The organism is Streptosporangium album (assembly GCF_014203795.1).
GTDB classification, from domain to species: domain Bacteria; phylum Actinomycetota; class Actinomycetes; order Streptosporangiales; family Streptosporangiaceae; genus Streptosporangium; species Streptosporangium album.
Genome location: NZ_JACHJU010000001.1, coordinates 1,331,533 through 1,349,158, shown reverse-complemented (window position 1 = coordinate 1,349,158; position 17,626 = coordinate 1,331,533). Strand labels below are relative to the sequence as shown.

Here is a 17,626-nt window from a genome sequence, read left to right as displayed (position 1 = left end):
TTGTCTGCGGGCGCATTGCGACATATCTTGAGAACGGTGCGCGCATGGAAGAACATTGTTCATTGATAGATCGATGTTCATGTAAAGTGAACGATGTTCTTCCATGTTGGGCGTCTCCTGGCGAACACCCCGCGCAGGCATCTCGGAACAGGCGCCGTTCCCACGGGCACGACGTCATTCAGCAGACAGGCAAGGAGCCCCCCATGACCGCAGACGTGACGGTTCCGGCCCGATCGGTGGCGGAACCACCTGCCTACCGATGGCGCTGGGCCGCCCTGGCGGTGATCCTGGCCGCCGAGGTGATGGACCTTCTCGACGCGATGGTCACCAACATCGCCTCGCCCACCATCCAGGCCGAGCTCGGCGGCACCGCCGCCACGATCCAGTGGCTCGGCGCCGCCTACACGCTCTCGATGGCCGTGGGCCTGATCACCGGCGGGCGGCTGGGGGACATCTTCGGCCGCAGGCGGATGTTCCTCATCGGTGCGGCCGGGTTCACCGTGGGCTCACTGCTCTGCGCGGTCGCCCAGTCACCCGAACTGCTCGTCGGCGCCCGGGTCGTGCAGGGTCTGTTCGGCGCGGTCATGCTGCCGCAGGGACTGGGCATGATCAAGGAGATGTTCCCCCCGAAAGAGATGGGCGCGGCGTTCGGCATGTTCGGCCCCGTCATGGGCCTGTCCTCGGTGGGCGGCCCGATCCTGGCCGGGTGGCTGATCGACGCCGACTTCTTCGGCACCGGCTGGCGAATGATTTTCCTGATCAACCTGCCGCTCGGCCTGGCCGCCGTCATCGCCGGGCTGCGCTTCCTGCCCGAGTCGCGCTCGCCGCACCCGCTCAGGCTCGACGTCCCCGGGGTGATCCTGGCCTCCATAGCCGGACTGCTCCTGGTCTTCCCGCTCGTGCAGGGCAGGGAGGACGGCTGGCCTGTCTGGTCCTTCGTCATGATGGGAGCCTCGGTCGTGGTCTTCGCGGGCTTCGGATGGTTCGAATCCCGCAAGAGCCGCACGGGCGGTGACCCACTGGTCGTGCCGAGCCTGTTCCGCAAGCGGGCCTTCACCGGCGGCCTGCTGACCGGTCTGGTCTTCTTCTCCGCCATGTCCGGCTTCATGTTGGTGTTCAACCTCTACACCCAGATCGGCCTCGGCTACTCCACGCTCAAGGCCGGTCTCGTGATGATTCCCTGGTCGCTGGGTATGGTCGCCGGCTTCGGCCTGGCCCAGACGGTGGCGAGGTTCGGCCGCAAGGTCCTGCAGGGCGGCGTTCTCGTCATGACACTCGGCACGCTCGGCGTCCTGCTGACGATCACCATGGCGGGGGCGACGGTGACCGCCTGGCAGTTCGTCCCAGCCCTCGCGGTCACCGGCATCGGCATGGGCCTGCTGATGGCGCCGTTCTTCGACATCGTGCTGGCCGGTGTCGAGCAGCACGAGACCGGTTCGGCCTCCGGCACGCTGACCGCCGTCCAGCAACTCGGCGGAGCCTTCGGCGTCGCCCTGCTCGGCACGGTCTTCTTCGATCTGGTGGCCGGCGGGCCGAACCCCGACCTCGCCGGTGCGATGCGGGTCGTCCTGTGGGTGGTGGCCGGAATGCTGCTGCTGACCTTCGTCACCGCCTTCCTGCTGCCGCGGAAGGCCCGTGAAGAGGCACTTGAGGGGCACTGATCGGCAGTGTCGCGGACACGCCGGACACTGAGCGCCGATGTCACGGAGAGGGGGGTCCCCCGGCGGGGAACCCCCCTCTGATCGTCTCGACCATCTTCAGCGTGCGCGGTCCCAGACCGAGGGCCAGGGCCGCTCGCAGGTCGTCGGGGGTGTCGACGTCCCGGCGGACCGAGTCGATCCCCTCCAGGCAGATCTCCTTCGCGCCACGCCGCAGGTGGCGGTCGCGTGACTCGCCGCCGAATCCCGGGGTGAAGGGGACACCGGGCCGTACGCCGTAGAAGGTCGTGCCGACGTCGGCCGCGTCGGGCAGGAACGCCTGGTCGAACTCCGCGGCGGCGGCGAGCACGGGGGCCAGCTCCGCCGGGCGGAGGGCGGGCAGATCGGCCTGGAGAGCGCCGACGGGGGCGCCGGGCGCCAGCCGTACCGCCTCCTGGGCGCCGCGCCTCAGCGCCGCGTTCAGCCCCGCCTCCGGGTCGCCGACGACGTGGGCACCCACTCCGCCGAGCGGCTCCGCCGCCACCGGGTCACCCGTCACCACCACGACCCGCGCGACGAGCACGCAGCTCAGCGCGGCTTCGACCGTGTCGCAGGCGATCGCCACGGCCAGCTCCGCCCGGTGCGGCCCGGCCGCCTCCGAGAGCCGGGTCTTGGCGGCGACCAGTGTCTTGACCGGGACGACGAGGGTCCAGCCAGAGCTCTCCGATGCGGGCATAGCCTTAGCATCTCGCCTCGACATCCCAGAGAGCCAGCCGGGACACTTAGGGCGCATTCCGCTCAAATGGAGGAGCCCATGAGACGCCCTGGATGGCCTTCCCGGTTCTGGGTCGCCGTGGCCGTTACGATCGTCAAGCCGCTCGCGTGGTTGCTGGTCAAGAAGGATTGGCGCCGGGCCGACCGCCTGCCGCGGTCCGGTGGGATCATCCTGGCGACCAACCACCTCTCGTGGCTGGACCCCATCCTGCTGTCGCACTACCTCTACGACAACGGGCGCTGGCCGACGATCCTGGCCAAGTCGGGGCTCTTCTCGGTGCCGGTGATCGGGCACATGGTGAAGTCGCTGATGGCCATCCCGGTCTACCGGGGGAGCGCCGACGCGGCCCGCTCGCTCAAGGAGTCCGAGGAGCGGATCGCCGGCGGGGCGTGCGTGCTGTTCTACCCCGAGGGCACCTGCACCCGTGACCCCCGGTTCTGGCCGATGGAGGGCAGGACGGGCGTGGCGCGGCTGGCCCTGGCCACCGGCGCGCCGGTGATCCCGGTGGCCCACTGGGGGGCCCAGGAGATCCTTCCCTACGGGAGCAAGAAGCCCCGGCTCTTTTCGCGCGCGACCTTCCGCGTGCTGACGGGACCGCCGGTCGACCTGTCGAAGTACATGGGGCAGGAGCTCCACGCGGGCGTCCTGCGCGATGCGACCGCCGACATCATGGCGGCGATCACGTCCCTGCTCGCCGAGTTACGCGAGGAGGAGGCACCCGAGGTGCCGTTCAAGAGACCTTCCGGCAACTGAATTCGACATACGGTGATGAGATGACTAAGGCGGCTGTATTCGGCACAGGATCGTGGGGCACCACCTTTGCGATGATCATGGCGAGGGCGGGGACCCGGACGACCCTGTGGGGGCGGCGTCCGGAGATCGTGGAGGCGATCGACCGGCGCCACGAGAATCCCGACTACCTGCCCGGTGCGACCCTGCCGGAGACCCTGCGGGCCACGACCGATCCCGCCGAGGCGCTCGACGGCGCCGACTTCGTGGTGCTCGCGGTCCCCTCCCAGACGCTGCGGTCGAACCTGACCGCCTGGAAGCCGGACCTGCCGCCCGGTGCGGTGCTGGTCAGCCTGATGAAGGGCGTCGAGCTCGGCACCACCAAGCGGATGAGCGAGGTGATCTGCGAGGTCGCGGAGGTGCCGCAGGAAAGGGTCGCCGTGGTGTCGGGACCCAACCTGGTCGGTGAGATCATCCGGGGGCAGCCCGCCGCGACCGTGGTCGCCTGCACCGACGAGCGGGCCATGGAACGGCTCCAGGAGGCGTGCCACCTGCCGCCGTGGTTCCGTCCTTACACCAACCCCGACGTGGTGGGGGTGGAGCTGGGCGGGGCGGTCAAGAACGTGATCGCCCTGGCGGTCGGCGTCGCGGCCGGGATGGGGCTCGGTGACAACGTCGGGGCGATGCTGATGACGCGCGGGCTGGCCGAGATCTCCCGGCTGGGCGCGGTGCTCGGCGCGGACCCGCACACCTTCGCCGGGCTCGCCGGGATGGGTGATCTCATAGCGAGCTGCACCTCCCCCTTGGCACGGAACCGTACATTCGGTATGAATCTTGGTCAGGGCATGTCCCTGGCCGAGGTCGTCGCCGCGACGAAGCAGACCGTCGAGGGCGTCAAGTCCTGCGAGTCGGTCCTGGAGCTGGCCAGAAAGCACGATGTGGAGATGCCGATCACCGAGGTCGTGGTGGCCGTCGTCCATGACGGGATGCCCCCCAGTGAGGCCGGGATGCTGCTGATGTCGCGGACTCCGAAACCGGAACGGTACGGCGGGTGAACCGACGCGCGCGCAGGCGGCAGGGCGAGAACAGCCGGTCGGTGCACCTGCCCGCCCCGCCGGTCCCGCGGCACCCGAGGACGTCGCCGGGCACCTGTTCGACTCCGGTCCGGAGGGCACGAGGTACGGCGCCTGCGTGACGGTCGTCCCGCACGGCGGTCCCGGCGCGGGAGCGGTGCTGACCGACGCCCTCCGCCTCGTCTCGATCGCCGCCTCCGCCGGCGGCACCCGCACCAAGGCCGCTCATCTGGCCTCGACCGGCCGCCGGCACTCCGGCGAGACCTTCGGGGCCGACGATGCGGCCGTCCGTTTCTCCATCGGCCTGGAGGACGCGGAGGATCTCATCATGGATGTGACCAGCGCCCTGGACTCCCTCCCCAAATCGGTCGATAGGCGCGTCTGACAGGCGGCTTGACCCCCCAGAGGGGGTAGATTCGGTCATCATGAGCGAGCAGCACGGAACCCGCCCGAGGGTCGCAATCGTCTTCGGTGGCCGTAACTCCGAGCACGCCGTCTCCATCCTTGGAGCCGGAAGCGTGCTGGAGGCCATCGACCGATCCAAGTACGAGGTGATCCCCATCGGGATCGCCCAGGACGGGCGGTGGGTGCTCGCCTCCGGCGATCAGCGCTACGCGATCGAGGGCGACGAACTGCCGTCCGTGGAGGCCGACGGCGCCGGCCTGGCGCTGCCGTCCGGTGGCGGCTCGCTGGTGGCCTACGACTCCGGCAGCATCCCGGTCGAGCTCGGCCGGGTGGATGTCGTCTTCCCCGTGATGCACGGGCCGTTCGCCGAGGACGGCACGATCCAGGGCCTGCTGGAGATGGCCGGTGTCCGCTACGTCGGTTCCGGGGTGCTGGCCAGCGCGGTCGGCATGGACAAGGCCTACATGAAGATCGTGCTCGCCGCCGCCGGCCTGCCCGTCGGCCCGTATGTCGTGGTCCGTGACCGTGACTGGCGGATCGACCGCGACCGGATCCTCAAGGAGGTCCAGGAGCTCGGCTGGCCTGTCTTCGTCAAGCCCGCCCGCGCCGGGTCGAGCCAGGGCATCTCCAAGGCGCATGACCTGGCGGAGCTGGAGCGGGCCGTCGAGTCCGCCCGCGAGCACGATCCCAAGGTGCTGGTCGAGGCCGCGATCGTGGGCCGCGAGATCGAGTGCGCGGTGCTGGAGTCGCTGGGCGACGAGGCGGCGCGGGCCAGCCTGCCCGGTGAGGTGCTGGTCCACGGGGGGCACGAGTTCTTCAACTTCGAGGCCAAGTACATCGGGGATGACATGTCCCTGTCCGTGCCCGCCGACATCCCCGCCGACGTGGCCGAGAACCTGCGGGCCATGGCCGTCCGCGCGTTCGAGGCACTGGGCTGCGAGGGACTGTCCCGGGTCGACTTCTTCTACACCACCGATGGCCGGCTGATCCTCAACGAGATCAACACGATGCCGGGCTTCACCGCGATGTCGGTCGCGCCGCAGCTGTGGGCGGCCACCGGCCTGCCCTATGCCGGCCTGGTCGACCGGCTGATCCAGCTGGCGCTGGACCGCTCGCCCGGTCTACGGTAGCGCCGCCTTGATGGGGGCCGAGAGGTCGACGAGGACGTTCTCCGGGGTGTGCCTCCGGGAGATCGTCACCTCCACGTAGGCCTCCCTGCCGATGGCGGTGAACAGCAGCGGCCTCGCGGGATCGGAGAACCACGCCACCCCGTTGATCTCGGGCACCTCCTGCGTGGCCGTCATCGTCGCCGGCCGCGACACCCCGCAGCGCAGTGCGATCTCCCCTTCCCCCCACACCACGACGTACGGCGACGCGGGGGTGCTCTCCACCCGGGAGACGCCGTCGAGCTTCTGCGGGAGCCGCTCGCCGAGTGCCCTGCACCCGGCGGCGGCCGCACCCTCCGGAGTGGGGGGATCCACCCGGACCGTGCTGCCGCATCCCGCCAAGGTCAGCAGGGCGCAGGCACAGGCCGTCCATCGAGTGAACCGGAGTGACATCATAGGATCCCGAAAAGGTCAAATATGGACGATGGGACACGTAAGGGTACGTGTAATCCCATCGACCGCCTGAATCTGAGCCACCACAAGTTTGCCTAGCTCATCCACGTTCCGCGCCTCGGCGCGGACGATCACATCGTAGGGGCCGGTGACGTCCTCGGCCTGCGTGACACCGGAGATCTCGGAGATCTCGTCGGCCACGTTCGCCGCCTTGCCGACCTCGGTCTGGATAAGGATGTAGGCCTGCACCATAACGTCCTCCCGGGCGATTGGATCAGTGCCGAAGGGCCACCGTACCCTGTGATGAACGGGAGGTGCGTCATCGCAGTCGGAGATCTCGGCGAATTCGGAGTCGTTGCACGTATTACTGGACGATTGCCTCAAGGTACGGCCGTGTTGCTTGGGCCTGGAGACGATGCCGCGCTGGTCAGCGCTCCTGACGGGCGGGTCGTCGTGACGACGGACTTACTGATTGAGGGTAGGCACTTCCGTCGCGATTGGTCCAGTGGGTACGAAATCGGTCGTAAGGCCGCGGCGCAGAATCTGTCCGACGTCGTGGCGATGGGCGCCGACCCCACCGGCATCGTGGTCGGCCTCGGACTGCCCCCCGAGGCGGGCACGGACTGGCTGGACGACCTCACCGACGGCTTCCGCGACGAGTGCGACCTCGTCGGCGCCAGCGTGGTGGGCGGCGACGTCACCCGCTGCGATCTGGTCGTGGTCGCCGTCACCGCTCTGGGGGACCTGGGCGGGCGCGCACCGGTCACACGTGCGGGGGCACGCCCGGGCGACGTGGTGGCGGTGGCCGGGCGGCTCGGGCACGCCGCCGCCGGGCTCGCGCTGCTCCACGGAGGCCGGGCGGAGCCGGTGGAGCTGATCGACGCCCACCGCCGCCCGGAACCGCCCTACGCCTGCGGTCCCCAGGCGGCCATGCTCGGCGCGACCTCCATGCTCGACGTCAGCGACGGCCTGCTCCAGGATCTGGGACACGTGGCGCAGGCCAGCGGGATCGGCATCCTGCTCACCCCGGAGGCCTTCACCGTCCCTCCCCTCATGGAGGAGGCCGCCCGGCTGCTCGACGCCGACCCGCTGGAGTGGGTGCTCTCCGGCGGGGACGACCACGCCCTGGCCGCGACCTTCCCGGAGGGCGTACGGCTCCCGGCCACGTGGACGGTGGTGGGCCAGGTGGTCGAGGGGAAGGGCGTGCAGGTCAGAGGGCGCTCGCTGGAGCACGGCGGCTGGGATCACTTCCGAAAGTGACGTTTGCCACCCATGTGGCATCAGTTAAATTTGCGACAAACGTATATTGAACTGATATGAAGATGGGCGGCCGAGATTCCCTAGAGAAAGGGGCACCATGGGCCGCCACGGTGGACGTGGAGAAGACGCCCCCCGTAACCGGGGTAAACGTGGACCGGAGCCCGAGCTTCCCGACGAGCCGGTCGGACGCCGGCTCCGCCCCGAGGAGTCGGCGGTCACCGAGACCGGATTCCTGGGATCGGGGTGGTCGGCCCGGACCGAGCCGTCCGAGCCGGTGTGGCCGGAGGAGAGGCGCCGATCCGGCGGACGGATCAAGACGGTCGTCCTGGCCGTCACGGCGATGGCCGTGGTGCTCGGCGGGACCGTGGCCGGCGTCCAGATGACGGGCGCGGCCGGGCCGAGCACCGACTGCCCGCCCGGCGGCTGCCTGGCGGAGACGCCGGGGCAGCCGGAGCCCTACTCCACGGACCAGGCCGACCCCACCGAGCAGCCCGTGCCGACCGGTGAGCCCGAGAAGGCGGGGAAGGAGAAGGCCACCCCCACCCCCTCGCCCTCGGCCACCCGCTGGCGGGCGAGCCGTACCGCCACCACGAGGCCCACCCCGACGCCGGAGACCACGCGTACCGCCCGGCACCGCGAACCTCCCCGGCCTACCGACAGCCCGGAGCCCGGGCCGAGCACCACCGGAAAGTCTCTCGTCACCGGCACCCGCACGCAGGAGCCGAGCCAGACCGCCACCCAGCCTCCGGTTACCCCGCCCAGCCAGACGACCATCCCGGAGACCCAGCACAACCCGGCCGCCGGCGGCGCGGCGCTCAGGGTCGGTTTCGGCGTCGTGGACGAGAAGCAGGAGGTCTACACCGCCAGGCTCGTGGTCACCGCCGACGAGAAGCTCGCCGGCCTGACGCTGAGCCTGCCGGTCGGTGGCGAGGTCGCCTCGGTGGCCGGGGCCGACTGGACGCAGGACGGTGACACCCTGGTGCTGGAGCCGTCCGCCGACCTGGAGGCGGGCGGGGACCTGGTCCTCACCTTCACCGCGTACGGCCGGGCCGAGCCGCCCCAGACCTGCCGGAGCACCCAGGCGGAGTGCGCGGTCATCTGACCGAGAGCTGGTTTGATGGGGGCATGACCGTTTTGACCCCTCCTTGCGTGCTGACCATCGCCGGTTCCGACTCCGGTGGGGGCGCGGGCATCCAGGCCGACCTGAAGACCATGCTGGCCCTGGGCGTGCACGGCATGAGCGTCATCGCCGCGGTGACCGCGCAGAACTCGCTGGGCGTCCAGGGATACTGGGAACTGCCTCCGGAGGCGGTGCGCGCCCAACTCGACTCGGTGCTCGGCGACATCGGCGCACAGGCGATCAAGACCGGGATGCTGGCCTCGCCCGTGCTGGTGGAGACGGTCGCCGAGGTGCTGGCCCGGGTGGACGCCCCCGTCGTGGTGGACCCGGTGGGGGTCTCCAAGCACGGTGACGCGCTGCTGGCCCCCGAGGCCGTGGACACGGTGAAGTCGCGCCTGCTGCCGACGGCCACCGTGGTCACCCCCAACCTCTGGGAGGTGTACCAGCTGACCGGGGTGAAGGTCGAGGACGAGGGTGACCTGCGCCGGGCCGCCGACGCGGTCCTGGAACTCGGCCCCGCCTGGGCCCTGATCAAGGGCGGCCACCTGCCAGGGGCCCCGGTGGACCTGCTGACCGACGGCACCCGGGAGTTCCGTTTCACCGCCGAGCGCCACGACAACCGCCACACCCACGGCACCGGTTGCACCCTCGCCTCGGCGATCGCCTCCCACCTGGCGCTCGGCGAGGACGTCCCGGCCGCGGTGGAGAAGGCCAAGGCGTACGTCACGGGCGCGATCGCCGCCGGATTCCCGCTGGGCACGGGCATCGGCCCGGTGGACCACGCCTGGCTCTGGCGCCGGTGATCCCCTCCCGCGGGAAAAGCGGCGGCCCGTGAGGGGGACCGGCGGCCTATGAGGGGAGCTGCGTCCCGTGAGGGAACTGCGACCCATGAGGGGGAGCGGCCTTCGGGAAAAGCAACAGCCCGCCGCTCCTCTGCGGGAGCGGCGGGCTGCGCGAAGGTCTGACTAGCGGGTGACCTTGCCGGCCTTGATGCAGGAGGTGCACACGTTCAGCCGCTTCGGCGCGCCGTTCACCACTGCGCGCACGGTCTGGATGTTGGGGTTCCAGCGGCGGCGGGTGCGGCGGTGCGAGTGGGAGACGTTGTTGCCGAAGGTCGGCTTCTTAGCGCAAACGTCGCAGACGGAAGCCACGGTTCGCTCCTTAGATCAGTCGAGAGGCTCGATCCGCCGCACTAGCGGGCGGTCATCGGGCACGCCGGGACAACCGGCTGGCCATACGAGGGTATCCGATGTCCGGCCATGCATGCCAACACGGGGCCGTCATGACTGTCCGAACGGGGATAATCTCCAGGCAACCGTAGCGCATCCCCGAAGGGCGGAGAGCAGGCATGCTGCAGGTTCTCGATCCGTCCGCCGTCCGCCGGTGGTCGCGACTGGCCGCGGTCGGCGTGCTGCGCCGGGAGCTGGGCGTGATCTTCGCGGGACGGGCCGGCGGCGTGCGGTGCGCGGGTCTCCGTACGGCGGGCCGATGAGGTACGGCGAGCGGGAATGGGGGTGCCGCGTGAATTCTGTCACCCGGACGCGGTAGAAACTTGGGGTGACGAGCTTTGACGAGCCGCTGGCCAAGGCGCTGGACCCCAAGACGGCCAAGCTGCTGGAGAGCGTCCTCGACCTGCGCACCGTCGGTGACCTGCTGCGGCACTATCCCCGGCGCTACGCCGAGCGGGGCGAGCTGACCAACCTCGACGACCTGCAGGTCGACGAGCACGTCACCGTGGTGGGTGAGGTCACCAGAGCCATGCGCAAGCCGATGCGCAACAAGGGCGGCACCTGGCTGGAGGTCGAGGTCGTCGACGGCCGGCGCAGCAAGATCTATCTGTCCTTCTTCGGGAAGACGTCCCACCTCGCGGAGTCGCGGCTGCGGCCGGGCACCAGGGGGATGTTCGCGGGCAAGGTCGGCGCGTTCGGCCAGGGCGAGAAGCGCAGGTGGCAGCTCTCCCACCCCGAGTTCGAGATGTTCGACGAGACCGAGGCCGGCGCCGAGGAGTTCGCCGCCGCCCTGGTGCCGATCTATCCCGCGGGCAAGGACGTCACGCCTTGGGCGATCCGCCGCGCGCTGGGGGTCGTCCTCGACACCATGGGCGCTCTCGACGACCCGCTCCCCGCCGCGCTGCGGGCCCGGCACGGGCTTCCCGGCCTGGCCGACGCCCTCCTCGCGATCCACCGGCCACGTGATCACGGCGACGTGACGCGGGCGCGCAAGCGGCTCAAGTTCGACGAGGCGTTCCTGCTCCAGGCCGTGCTGCTGCAACGGCGGATGGCCGCCGCCTCATGGCCCGCGACTCCGCGGCCCCCGCGTGGCGACGGGCTGCTGGCCGACTTCGACGGGCGCCTGCCGTTCCAGCTCACCGAGGGGCAGCAGACCGTGGGAGAGGAGGTCGCGGTCGATCTGGCCCTCGCCCATCCCATGCACCGGCTGCTCCAGGGCGAGGTCGGCGCGGGGAAGACCGTGGTGGCGCTGCGGGCCATGCTCCAGGTGGTCGACGCCGGAGGGCAGGCCGTACTGCTGGCGCCCACCGAGGTGCTCGCCCAGCAGCACCACCGGTCGATCTCGGCGATGCTCGGCGACCTGGCCACCGGCGGCATGTTCGGCGGGACCGCGGTCGCCCTGCTCACGGGCTCGCTGGGCGCGGCGGCCCGCCGCTCGGCCATGCTCGACGCGGCCTCGGGGACGGCCGGGATCGTGGTCGGCACCCACGCGGTGCTCCAGGAGCGCGTGCAGTTCGCCGACCTCGGCCTGGTCGTGGTGGACGAGCAGCACCGGTTCGGCGTCGAGCAGCGAGACGCGCTCCGCGAGAAGGCCGGGGGAGGCCGTCCCCACGTGCTGGTCATGACCGCCACCCCGATCCCCCGCACGGTCGCCATGACGGTCTTCGGCGACCTCACGGTCTCCACGCTCTCCCAGCTGCCCTCCGGCCGCGCGCCGATCACCACCCACGTGGTGCCCGCCGCGGAGAAACCGCACTTCCTGGACCGCACCTGGACGCGGCTGCGCGAGGAGGTCGAGCTCGGACGGCAGGCCTACATCGTCTGCCCCCGCATCGGCGACCTGGAGGGCGACGAGGGCGACCTGTCGAAGGACGACGACGAGCGCCGCCCGCCGCTGGCGGTGCTGGACGTCGCCGAGATGCTGTCGGAGGGACCGCTGCACGGGCTCCGTACGGCCGTGCTCCACGGCAAGCTACCGCCGGAGGAGAAGGACGCGGTCATGGGTGCCTTCACCCGGGGTGAGGTCGACGTCCTGGTGGCGACCACGGTCATCGAGGTCGGCGTGGACGTGCCCAACTCCTCGGTCATGGTCATCATGGACGCCGACCGGTTCGGCGTCTCCCAGCTCCACCAGCTCCGCGGCCGGGTCGGCCGGGGTGGCCTGCCGGGGCTGTGCCTGCTGGTGACCGACTCCCCGGGAGGCGCCCCGGCCCGCCAGCGGCTCGACGCGGTGGCGGCGACGCTGGACGGCTTCGAGCTGTCCCGGGTCGACCTGGAGCAGCGCCGTGAGGGCGATGTGCTGGGGGTGGCCCAGTCGGGCCGCAGATCGTCCCTGAAGATGCTCCAGCTCCTCCGCGACGAGGACGTCATCCACGCGGCCCGCCAGGATGCCGAGGCCATGCTGGAGGCGGATCCCGGGCTGGCGGACCATCCCATCCTCCGCATGGAGATCGACAGGCTCCTGGCGGACGAGCGCGCGGAATACCTTGAGAAGACCTGAGATCACGGTGTCCAGGGAGGCGGCTGGGTGAGAGCCCGCTCCCTGCAGGGGTGACGGTCCGGCATGAGCACTCCGGGAACGGGTGCCCGGAGAAGACGCGCGGGCGGACGCCCAGCTGCGGGGACGGCCTCCCCCCGAATGCCGTCCCCGCCTGGGCCCACTCTCGGGTCAGGTGCCGAGAGCACCGGCGTGCGGAAGGGCTCACGATCACGCCGGTCGGCCTCCCCCTGGGTCACTTGAAGGCCGCAGGACTCATCATGCAAGGCGCCGGGAGTGGGTGGAACGACCCTTGCGCTTTCGTCGCCACTCCTTGCCCACTCTTGACCTAGATCACCTACCCGGACCCTTTTGACCTGCGGTTATGTGATCCGTCGCGACACGCCGTGCTGCCCGCCACCGGGACGCGGGGTCCTCCGCCCGTGGGTGATCGGCTGCGCCGATCACCCACGGCGCCCGTTCCGCCCTGCGCGCTCGCGGTGTCGTCGCTCAGTTTCCGTGAAGGACCGTGCGCAGCCGGGGGGCGAACCGGTCGGGGTCATCGGCGAAGCCGATGTGGCCGCCGGGGAACATCGTGGGCTCGATGCCGAGTGCCGCGGCGAGCGCCCTCGAGGTGCGGTCGCAGAGCTGCCCGGCCGACTCCTCGCCGATGCCGACCACGATGCGGGTCCCCGCCGAGCGCAGGGCTGCCGGGTCGGGCTGCCACCGGGTGGTCGGGCGCATCATGTGCGCGTGCTGGAAGTGGTCGTCCGCGACCTGCTGCGGGTCGCGTTCCCCCCCGACCATCGCCTCCAGCGCGCCGTCCGGCAGGGTGATGTTGGCCAGGGCCAGGAACTTCCTCCAGGCCCCCATGAAGTCGCCGGAGAGGTGGGTGGCGATGATGTCCTCGGCCTTGGCGCGGAGCTGCTCGCGGTCTTCGAGCAGCTCATTCAGCGGGGGCTCGTGGGCGATCACGGTGTGGACCAGCTCGGGGCGGGCCTGTGCGAGGGCCAGCACGCTGACGGCGCCGCCGCTGGAGCCCAGGACGGCGGCGGGACCGGCGTCGAGGCGGGTCAGGAGCCGGGCGAGGTCGTCGGCGCGCATCTCCGGAGTCGAGTCCTGGTCGGGGTCGTCGACCGGGCTGCGGTTGATGCCCCGCGGATCGGTGGTGAGCACGGTGTGGTCGACGGCGAGCAGGTCGGCCAGTGCCGCGAACGGCCTGGCGTCCATCGGGGCGCCGACGAGCACCACGAGGGGGCCCTCGCCGCGCACCTCGTAGTGCAGCCGCGCGTCGGGGACCCGGAGAGTCTCGACGGCGGTGGGAACGGTCGACGTGTGGTTCATGGGAATTCTCCTGGTGCGGGGCCTGGAACGCTCGGTCGGAGGTAAGCGACTCCCGCCGTGGGGCAGAATCATCGCTTGTGAGCGAAGTTTTTTCCGCACGGACCGTGGACACGGCGGCGGAGGCCACCGAGGGCTCCGACCTGGCCCGCGCGCGCGACGGCGACGACGCCGCGTTCACCCGTCTCGTGGCACCCCTGCGCCGGGAGCTGCACGCCCACTGCTACCGCATGCTCGGCTCGACCCACGACGCCGACGACGCCCTGCAGGACGCCCTGCTGCGGGCGTGGCGGGGGCTCGCGCGCTTCGAGGGCCGCAGTTCGCTGCGCTCGTGGCTGTACACCGTGGCCACCCACACCTGCCTGGACACCGTCGAACGCCGCGGCAGGCGGGCACTGCCGATCGACCTCGGCCCGTCCAGCGACCGCGCGGTGCTCGGCGACACCCCGCTGAACGACGTCGCCTGGCTGGGCCCCTACCCGGATGCGGGCCTCGCCGGCGGCCTGGCCGGCCCGGAGGCGCGCTACGAGCAGCGCGAGGCCGTCGAGCTCGCCTTCGTCGCCGCCCTGCAGCACCTGCCGGGCAACCAGCGGGCGGCGCTGCTGCTCTTCGAGGTCCTCGGCTTCTCCGTCGCCGAGATCGCCACCACGATGGACACCTCGACCGCGTCGGTGAACAGTGCCCTGCAGCGGGCGCGCACGATCGTGGCCGAGAAGGTTCCCTCCCGCACCCAGCAGCAGACGCTGCGGGAGATCGACGACGCGCGCCTGCGAGAGATCGTCGCCGGGTTCTCCGCCGCGCTGGAGAGCGGCGACGCCGACGCCCTGGTCGCACTGCTCACCGAGGACGTCACCTGGTCGATGCCGCCGCTGGCGCACTGGTACCACGGCCTCGAGGCCGTCACCGACTTCGCCGTGCGGGTCCCGCTGACCGGATGCGGCTCCTGGCGGCACGCCCCGACCGGTGCGAACGGCCAGCCCGCCGTGGGCTGCTACCTCTGGAACGACGACGCCGGTGCGTATCTCGCCTGGTCGGTCAACGTGCTGACGCTGCGCGGCGAGCACGTCGCCGAGATCACCTCGTTCGTCGGCCCTGACTACTTCACCCCCTTCGGGCTGCCCGCCTCGCTGCCCTGACCCGGGAGAGACGCCCAGCCGGACGTCACGGAGGCGGATGTCCCGATCTGTGCTGGGACAATGGACGGGTGAGTCGAGTCATCGCGGGAAGCGCAGGAGGACGACGGCTGGCCGTGCCGCCGGGGCGGGGGACCCGCCCCACGAGTGACCGGGCCAGAGAAGGGATCTTCTCCACGGTGGGATCGCTGCTCGGGTCGCTGGACGGGGCGAGGGTGCTGGATCTCTACGCCGGCTCCGGCGCGGTCGGGCTGGAGGCGCTCTCGCGGGGCGCCGTCCACGCGCTGCTCGTGGAGTCCGACGCCAAGGCGGCCAGGACGATCAGGGCCAACATCGAGGCCCTCGGACTGCCCGGAGCCCGCCTCGTCGCCGACCGGGTCGAGCGGGTGCTGGGGCGGGACGCGGCGGAGCCGTACGACCTGGTGTTCGCCGACCCGCCGTACGCGGTGACCGATGAGGCGGTGGACGCGATGCTCGGGCAGTTGAGGGACCACGGCTGGCTGGCCCAGGACGCGCTGGTCGCGGTGGAACGGGAGAGCCGGGGGAATGACCTGATATGGCCCATGGGATACGGAGGAGAGAGGGTCCGTCGTTACGGCGAAGCGTCCGTTTGGTACGGTCGCGCCGCCGGGAATCCATAGAGCAGGGGGTTCGCCTTGCGTCGCGTTGTCTGTCCGGGATCGTTCGATCCCGTCACCAACGGTCATCTGGACATCATCGGCCGGGCTTCCCGGCAGTATGACGAGGTCGTCGTGGCCGTCCTGATCAACATTGAGAAGAAGAGCCTGTTCACAGTCGAGGAACGCATCGAGATGCTTCAGACCGTGACCAAGGAGTACGGCAACATACGCGTGGACAAGTTCCACGGCCTGCTGGTGGACTACTGCAGGCAGCAGGAGATCCCCGCCATCGTGAAGGGTCTGCGCGCTGTCAGTGACTTCGACTACGAGCTCCAGATGGCCCAGCTCAACTACCGGATGTCGGGCGTTGAGACGCTGTTCATGGCGACCGGGCCGGAGGTGTCGTTCCTGTCCTCCAGCCGTATCAAGGAGATCGTCCGGTACGGCGGAAGCGTGGCAGGACTGGTCCCCGACCTCGTGCAGGAGATCCTGGTCGAACGGCTCAGGGGCTAGGCCCTGGTATTCTCTTGTTTTGGCCTTGCACAACGGCGGTTATTCGCCATGCCTGATGAGAGCGGAATGACTCTGCACAGCCTCAACCCTCGAGCCCCCTGGGTCATCTCCACCCACGATCTGGGCAGGCGACCGGGGTCGATGCTCCAGATGACCCGCACTCTCCCGGCACCGGCGGAGATCGGCGTTGACATGATCGGCGTCCCCAAAGACGCCGATGTCGAGCTGGATATCCGGCTCGAGGCGGTCATGGAAGGTGTGCTCGTCACGGGCACGGCACGAGCCCCGTTGCGGGGGGAGTGCGCACGCTGTCTGGAGCCTGTGGCCTCGGAGACCGAGGTCGGCTTCCAGGAGCTGTTCTTCTACTCGGCGGACGAAGCCGCCGAGGGTGACTCGATCCTCGACGGTGAACTTCTCGATCTCGAGTCCACGTTCCGCGACGCGGTGGTCCTCACACTGCCGCTGAGCCCGGTCTGCAGTGAAGACTGCACGGGGCTCTGCGTGGAATGCGGGGTCAGGCTGGCAGACGCCGAGCCTGACCACAAGCACGAGGTGATCGACGCTCGCTGGGCCAAGTTGCAAGGTCTGATTCCGGAACATAACAACGATCAGGAGAGCTGACGTGGCTGTCCCCAAGCGCAAGATGTCGCGGAGCAACACCCGCTCCCGCAGGTCGCAGTGGAAGGCCGCCGCGGTTTCGCTCGTGAGCTGCCCCCAGTGCCGCTCGCCGAAGCGTCCGCACATGGCGTGCCCGACCTGCGGCACTTACAACCGCCGTCAGGTGATCGAGCCCTCCGCCTGATCGCATTCTGACTGACGGATGCCGGCCGGGTCCCTGTGGTCCCGGTCGGCGTCACCGTCTGCACACCACTGCGATGGCGGTCCGCCCGCGGCTGTGGTGGACGCCGGGTCTCGCGGTCAGACCGCACCCTCCCGGCGCCCACCACATCTTCGGGCACTTCTCCTGTTCCCCTTCGCCATCGCACATTCGACGAAAGAAGTGCGAGGAGAAGACGTGGGTACGAGCGTTAAGCCGGTGGCCGTCGAGCTCGTCAGGGACGAGCTGGAGCAGCTCCTGTCCGTACGGCTGGACATCGCGATCCTGGAGCGGGCGATGACCCACCGCTCCTACGCCTACGAGAACGGCGGCCTGCCCACCAACGAGCGCCTGGAGTTCCTCGGCGACTCGGTGCTGGGCCTGGTGGTCACCGACACCCTCTACCGCAACCACCCCGACCTGCCCGAAGGCCAGCTGGCCAAGCTCAGGGCCGCGGTGGTCAACATGCGCGCCCTCGCCGACGTGGCCCGTACGCTGGACCTGGGGCGCTTCCTGCGCCTCGGCCGGGGCGAGGAGGGCACCGGCGGACGTGACAAGTCCTCGATCCTCGCCGACACCCTTGAGGCGCTCATCGGCTCGGTCTACGTCAACAGGGGTCTGGACGAGGCGTTCCGCGTCGTCCACCTGCTCTTCGACCCGCTCATCACCCGCTCGGCCTCGTTGGGCGCCGGTCTCGACTGGAAGACCTCCCTGCAGGAGCTCACCGCCGCGGAGTCGCTCGGCGTGCCCGAATACCACGTCGGGGAGAGCGGCCCCGACCACGCCAAGTCCTTCACCGCCGTCGTCCGTCTCGGCGGCGAGGACTACGGCTCCGGCTCCGGCCGTTCGAAGAAGGAAGCCGAACAGCAGGCCGCCGAGGCGGCCTGGAACCGGATCCGCCAGAACCGGGACAAGCGCGAAACCAGCTGACCCCTTCGA

At 70.3% G+C, this 17,626-nt stretch carries 21 protein-coding genes; 16 read left to right on the top strand and 5 right to left on the bottom strand.

Annotation, left to right across the window (positions count from 1 at the left end; translation table 11 throughout):
* Positions 1–203 precede the first annotated feature (203 nt).
* Positions 204–1,661, top strand: a complete 1,458-nt coding sequence (locus FHR32_RS06415) for an MFS transporter (protein WP_184753446.1) — start codon at positions 204–206, stop codon at positions 1,659–1,661.
* Between the two features lie 40 nt (positions 1,662–1,701).
* On the opposite strand, the gene cofC is transcribed toward FHR32_RS06415, so the two are convergent.
* The gene (cofC, locus tag FHR32_RS06410) at positions 1,702–2,373 is read right to left on the bottom strand and encodes a 2-phospho-L-lactate guanylyltransferase (protein WP_246466013.1); all 672 of its coding nucleotides are present in this window, start codon (positions 2,371–2,373) and stop codon (positions 1,702–1,704) included.
* A 78-nt stretch (positions 2,374–2,451) separates the two neighbouring features.
* On the opposite strand from cofC, the gene FHR32_RS06405 reads away from it, so the two are divergent.
* The 4 genes from FHR32_RS06405 (at position 2,452) to FHR32_RS06390 (ending at position 5,749) form a co-directional block, all read left to right on the top strand.
* Positions 2,452–3,165, top strand: coding sequence for a lysophospholipid acyltransferase family protein (locus tag FHR32_RS06405; RefSeq protein WP_184753444.1), 714 nt, complete (start codon positions 2,452–2,454; stop codon positions 3,163–3,165).
* A 20-nt stretch (positions 3,166–3,185) separates the two neighbouring features.
* Positions 3,186–4,196, top strand: coding sequence for an NAD(P)H-dependent glycerol-3-phosphate dehydrogenase (locus FHR32_RS06400; protein ID WP_184753443.1), 1,011 nt, complete (start codon positions 3,186–3,188; stop codon positions 4,194–4,196).
* Positions 4,197–4,332: 136 nt separating this feature from the next.
* Entirely contained in the window at positions 4,333–4,599 is a 267-nt protein-coding gene (locus FHR32_RS06395) for a PLP-dependent transferase (protein ID WP_312882067.1), read from the top strand.
* 40 nt (positions 4,600–4,639) lie between these two features.
* The gene (locus FHR32_RS06390; RefSeq protein ID WP_184753442.1) at positions 4,640–5,749 is read left to right on the top strand and encodes a D-alanine--D-alanine ligase family protein; all 1,110 of its coding nucleotides are present in this window, start codon (positions 4,640–4,642) and stop codon (positions 5,747–5,749) included.
* Here the strand turns inward: FHR32_RS06390 and FHR32_RS06385 are convergent.
* Together FHR32_RS06385 and FHR32_RS06380 are read right to left on the bottom strand one after the other, a co-directional pair.
* A complete protein-coding gene (locus FHR32_RS06385) occupies positions 5,741–6,100 on the bottom strand; it encodes a DUF3515 domain-containing protein (RefSeq protein ID WP_312882065.1) in 360 nt (119 codons plus the stop codon). The genes FHR32_RS06390 and FHR32_RS06385 overlap by 9 nt on opposite strands.
* A 96-nt stretch (positions 6,101–6,196) precedes the next feature.
* Positions 6,197–6,430: an Lrp/AsnC family transcriptional regulator gene (locus tag FHR32_RS06380; protein WP_184753441.1), complete on the bottom strand. Its 234-nt coding sequence runs from the start codon at positions 6,428–6,430 to the stop codon at positions 6,197–6,199.
* Between the two features lie 51 nt (positions 6,431–6,481).
* On the opposite strand from FHR32_RS06380, the gene FHR32_RS06375 reads away from it, so the two are divergent.
* The 3 genes from FHR32_RS06375 to thiD all read left to right on the top strand — a co-directional run bounded on the left by FHR32_RS06375 (position 6,482) and on the right by thiD (position 9,361).
* Entirely contained in the window at positions 6,482–7,438 is a 957-nt protein-coding gene (locus tag FHR32_RS06375) for a thiamine-phosphate kinase (RefSeq protein WP_184753440.1), read from the top strand.
* A 97-nt stretch (positions 7,439–7,535) separates the two neighbouring features.
* The gene (locus tag FHR32_RS06370) at positions 7,536–8,540 is read left to right on the top strand and encodes a hypothetical protein (protein ID WP_184753439.1); all 1,005 of its coding nucleotides are present in this window, start codon (positions 7,536–7,538) and stop codon (positions 8,538–8,540) included.
* 23 nt (positions 8,541–8,563) lie between these two features.
* Entirely contained in the window at positions 8,564–9,361 is a 798-nt protein-coding gene (gene thiD, locus FHR32_RS06365; RefSeq protein ID WP_184753438.1) for a bifunctional hydroxymethylpyrimidine kinase/phosphomethylpyrimidine kinase, read from the top strand.
* 162 nt (positions 9,362–9,523) lie between these two features.
* Here the strand turns inward: thiD and rpmB are convergent, their stop codons facing one another.
* Entirely contained in the window at positions 9,524–9,709 is a 186-nt protein-coding gene (rpmB, locus tag FHR32_RS06360; RefSeq protein ID WP_184753437.1) for a 50S ribosomal protein L28, read from the bottom strand.
* 197 nt (positions 9,710–9,906) lie between these two features.
* Here rpmB and FHR32_RS06355 point away from each other — a divergent pair, with 197 nt between their 5' ends.
* Entirely contained in the window at positions 9,907–10,050 is a 144-nt protein-coding gene (locus tag FHR32_RS06355) for a hypothetical protein (RefSeq protein WP_184753436.1), read from the top strand.
* A gap of 65 nt (positions 10,051–10,115) precedes the next feature.
* Positions 10,116–12,287, top strand: coding sequence for an ATP-dependent DNA helicase RecG (gene recG / locus FHR32_RS06350; protein WP_184753435.1), 2,172 nt, complete (start codon positions 10,116–10,118; stop codon positions 12,285–12,287).
* A 486-nt stretch (positions 12,288–12,773) separates the two neighbouring features.
* Here the strand turns inward: recG and FHR32_RS06345 are convergent, their stop codons facing one another.
* Positions 12,774–13,607 carry an alpha/beta fold hydrolase gene (locus FHR32_RS06345; protein WP_184753434.1) on the bottom strand — a complete coding sequence of 278 codons (834 nt, stop codon included), beginning with the start codon at positions 13,605–13,607 and terminating at the stop codon, positions 12,774–12,776.
* Between the two features lie 77 nt (positions 13,608–13,684).
* Between FHR32_RS06345 and FHR32_RS06340 the strand changes: the two genes are divergently transcribed.
* From FHR32_RS06340 to rnc, 6 genes are all read left to right on the top strand, one after another.
* Entirely contained in the window at positions 13,685–14,740 is a 1,056-nt protein-coding gene (locus tag FHR32_RS06340; protein WP_184753433.1) for a sigma-70 family RNA polymerase sigma factor, read from the top strand.
* A gap of 68 nt (positions 14,741–14,808) precedes the next feature.
* Entirely contained in the window at positions 14,809–15,378 is a 570-nt protein-coding gene (gene rsmD / locus FHR32_RS06335) for a 16S rRNA (guanine(966)-N(2))-methyltransferase RsmD (protein WP_184753432.1), read from the top strand.
* Between the two features lie 15 nt (positions 15,379–15,393).
* A complete protein-coding gene (coaD, locus tag FHR32_RS06330; RefSeq protein ID WP_184753431.1) occupies positions 15,394–15,870 on the top strand; it encodes a pantetheine-phosphate adenylyltransferase in 477 nt (158 codons plus the stop codon).
* Between the two features lie 66 nt (positions 15,871–15,936).
* Positions 15,937–16,491, top strand: a complete 555-nt coding sequence (locus FHR32_RS06325) for a YceD family protein (protein ID WP_184753430.1) — start codon at positions 15,937–15,939, stop codon at positions 16,489–16,491.
* 1 nt (position 16,492) lies between these two features.
* Positions 16,493–16,672, top strand: a complete 180-nt coding sequence (gene rpmF, locus FHR32_RS06320) for a 50S ribosomal protein L32 (protein ID WP_068926486.1) — start codon at positions 16,493–16,495, stop codon at positions 16,670–16,672.
* Between the two features lie 261 nt (positions 16,673–16,933).
* A complete protein-coding gene (gene rnc / locus FHR32_RS06315; RefSeq protein ID WP_221465702.1) occupies positions 16,934–17,617 on the top strand; it encodes a ribonuclease III in 684 nt (227 codons plus the stop codon).
* The last annotated feature ends 9 nt before the right edge of the window (positions 17,618–17,626 follow it).

What these genes read in the sequence shown, in the direction of transcription:
- FHR32_RS06345 (WP_184753434.1), bottom strand. Translation starts at nt 13,607, where the DNA reads ATGAACCACACGTCGACCGTTCCCACCGCCGTCGAGACTCTCCGGGTC.
- FHR32_RS06400 (WP_184753443.1), top strand. Translation starts at nt 3,186, where the DNA reads ATGACTAAGGCGGCTGTATTCGGCACAGGATCGTGGGGCACCACCTTT.
- FHR32_RS06370 (WP_184753439.1), top strand. Translation starts at nt 7,536, where the DNA reads ATGGGCCGCCACGGTGGACGTGGAGAAGACGCCCCCCGTAACCGGGGT.
- FHR32_RS06390 (WP_184753442.1), top strand. Translation starts at nt 4,640, where the DNA reads ATGAGCGAGCAGCACGGAACCCGCCCGAGGGTCGCAATCGTCTTCGGT.
- cofC (WP_246466013.1), bottom strand. Translation starts at nt 2,373, where the DNA reads ATGCCCGCATCGGAGAGCTCTGGCTGGACCCTCGTCGTCCCGGTCAAG.
- thiD (WP_184753438.1), top strand. Translation starts at nt 8,564, where the DNA reads ATGACCGTTTTGACCCCTCCTTGCGTGCTGACCATCGCCGGTTCCGAC.
- FHR32_RS06415 (WP_184753446.1), top strand. Translation starts at nt 204, where the DNA reads ATGACCGCAGACGTGACGGTTCCGGCCCGATCGGTGGCGGAACCACCT.
- FHR32_RS06380 (WP_184753441.1), bottom strand. Translation starts at nt 6,430, where the DNA reads ATGGTGCAGGCCTACATCCTTATCCAGACCGAGGTCGGCAAGGCGGCG.
- FHR32_RS06405 (WP_184753444.1), top strand. Translation starts at nt 2,452, where the DNA reads ATGAGACGCCCTGGATGGCCTTCCCGGTTCTGGGTCGCCGTGGCCGTT.
- FHR32_RS06375 (WP_184753440.1), top strand. Translation starts at nt 6,482, where the DNA reads ATGAACGGGAGGTGCGTCATCGCAGTCGGAGATCTCGGCGAATTCGGA.
- FHR32_RS06325 (WP_184753430.1), top strand. Translation starts at nt 15,937, where the DNA reads ATGACTCTGCACAGCCTCAACCCTCGAGCCCCCTGGGTCATCTCCACC.
- FHR32_RS06355 (WP_184753436.1), top strand. Translation starts at nt 9,907, where the DNA reads ATGCTGCAGGTTCTCGATCCGTCCGCCGTCCGCCGGTGGTCGCGACTG.